Source organism: Patiriisocius marinistellae, from assembly GCF_009014635.1.
GTDB lineage: Bacteria > Bacteroidota > Bacteroidia > Flavobacteriales > Flavobacteriaceae > Patiriisocius > Patiriisocius marinistellae.
This window is the reverse complement of sequence record NZ_BKCF01000025.1, coordinates 1-1520: the sequence shown is the minus strand read 5'-3', so window position 1 is coordinate 1520 and position 1520 is coordinate 1. Positions and strand designations below refer to the sequence as shown.

Below are 1520 nucleotides of genomic sequence, written 5' to 3'. Positions count from 1 at the left end.
GTCGGGCTCTTCGGGTACTGGATTAGGCAGTACGCGTAGGGTAAGGGTCACGCTCGTGTCTGCACAAAGGGTGTTTCCATCGGTAACACGAACAAAAATAGTCTGTGGGTTTGACGTGTTCTCGTAGGCAGTAGCAGGATTAATGGCATTTATATTTGCATCAGCATCTGCTTGACTCTCAAAATACTGCACGCCTACTCCAGCTGCGCCTCCTGTGATCTCATCATTCTTAACGGTAAGATCAAAAGCCGTAGTTCCATCGTTGGACGCTCCCAAATCATCACAAAGCTCTAACGGTAGCGGTTGGATTACTGTTGGACCTAAAGATACTTGCAGCTCAAAGGTACCTACCTTAAAACAGTCTGTATCGATATCTCTTAAACGCACCCAAATTGGTTGTGGATTAATCGTATTAGTAAATGCACCTGGCGCTGCAATTGCTGCAGTACCTGCTTGTGCGTCTGCTAATGTAGTATGATAACTTAACGCATAATCTGTTGGGTCTTGGGTTCCGTAAATATCGGCTGCACGCTCAGTAAGATCAAAAATGGCAAAACCATCACCATCATCATCACATATTACTAATGGAGCAAGGTTGACAGGAACCTCTGGAGTTGGGTTAACTATAAGCTCTAAAATCACTACTTTAAAACAACCTGTACCTACTGCTGGAGGAACATCGTCATAGGTAGCACGTGCGTATATAAGTTGACTATCTGCAACAATATTAGCATACGGATCTGTAAGGGCAAACGTACCGTTCTCTGCATCTAGCGGTGTTTCATGATATGTTATTACAACACCGGGCTCTCCTCCTATGATCTCTATATCCTTATCTGTAAGGTTGAATGTTGCAAAACCATCGTTATCAATATCACAAACCTCTAACGGCTCTGGGGTGATAGGTGATGGTCGTGGGTTTACAATTAAATCTAACGTAACCATACCACTATCTACAACACAGCTAGTATTTACATCCTCTGCGCGAATATAGATGGTCTGAGGATTGTCAAGCACATTGATGTAAGCCGTTGGTGTCGCTATCATATTTATGTTAGCTTGCATGTCTGAAAGGGTCTCGAAAAAGGTAATCGAAACTCCCAAAGCACCTCCCGTTATCTGAGGAATAGCTTGTGTAAGATCAAAGATTTCTTGCTCATCGTCAGGACCGATGATTTCGGTCTGGTCACACAACTCTAAAGGATCTGGATTGACAAGTACTGGAGGTATCTCTACTCTTAACTCAAGCTGCGTTTCTGCTATACAATCATTATTGGTATCTCTTACTGTTATGTATATAATTTGTGGATTTGAGGTATTGGTATATGCTCCTGGATTATTTATAGGACTGGTCTGTGCTATATCACTATAATATGTCACTACATAGGGACCACCTGTAAGACCAAAAAGGATATCGTCTTCTACTTCTATAAGGTTAAACACAGCAAAACCGTCTGCGTCTGTATCACAAACCACCAATGGGGCTGGGTCTGTTATTTGAGGGGTTTGCTCTACGATTA

The 1520-nt window shown here is 42.6% G+C and carries 1 protein-coding gene; it reads right to left on the bottom strand.

Annotation, left to right across the window (positions count from 1 at the left end; translation table 11 throughout):
- On the bottom strand, positions 1 to 1520 hold a 1520-nt coding region (locus GB234_RS15115; RefSeq protein ID WP_503826541.1), incomplete at both ends, for an FIDD domain-containing protein.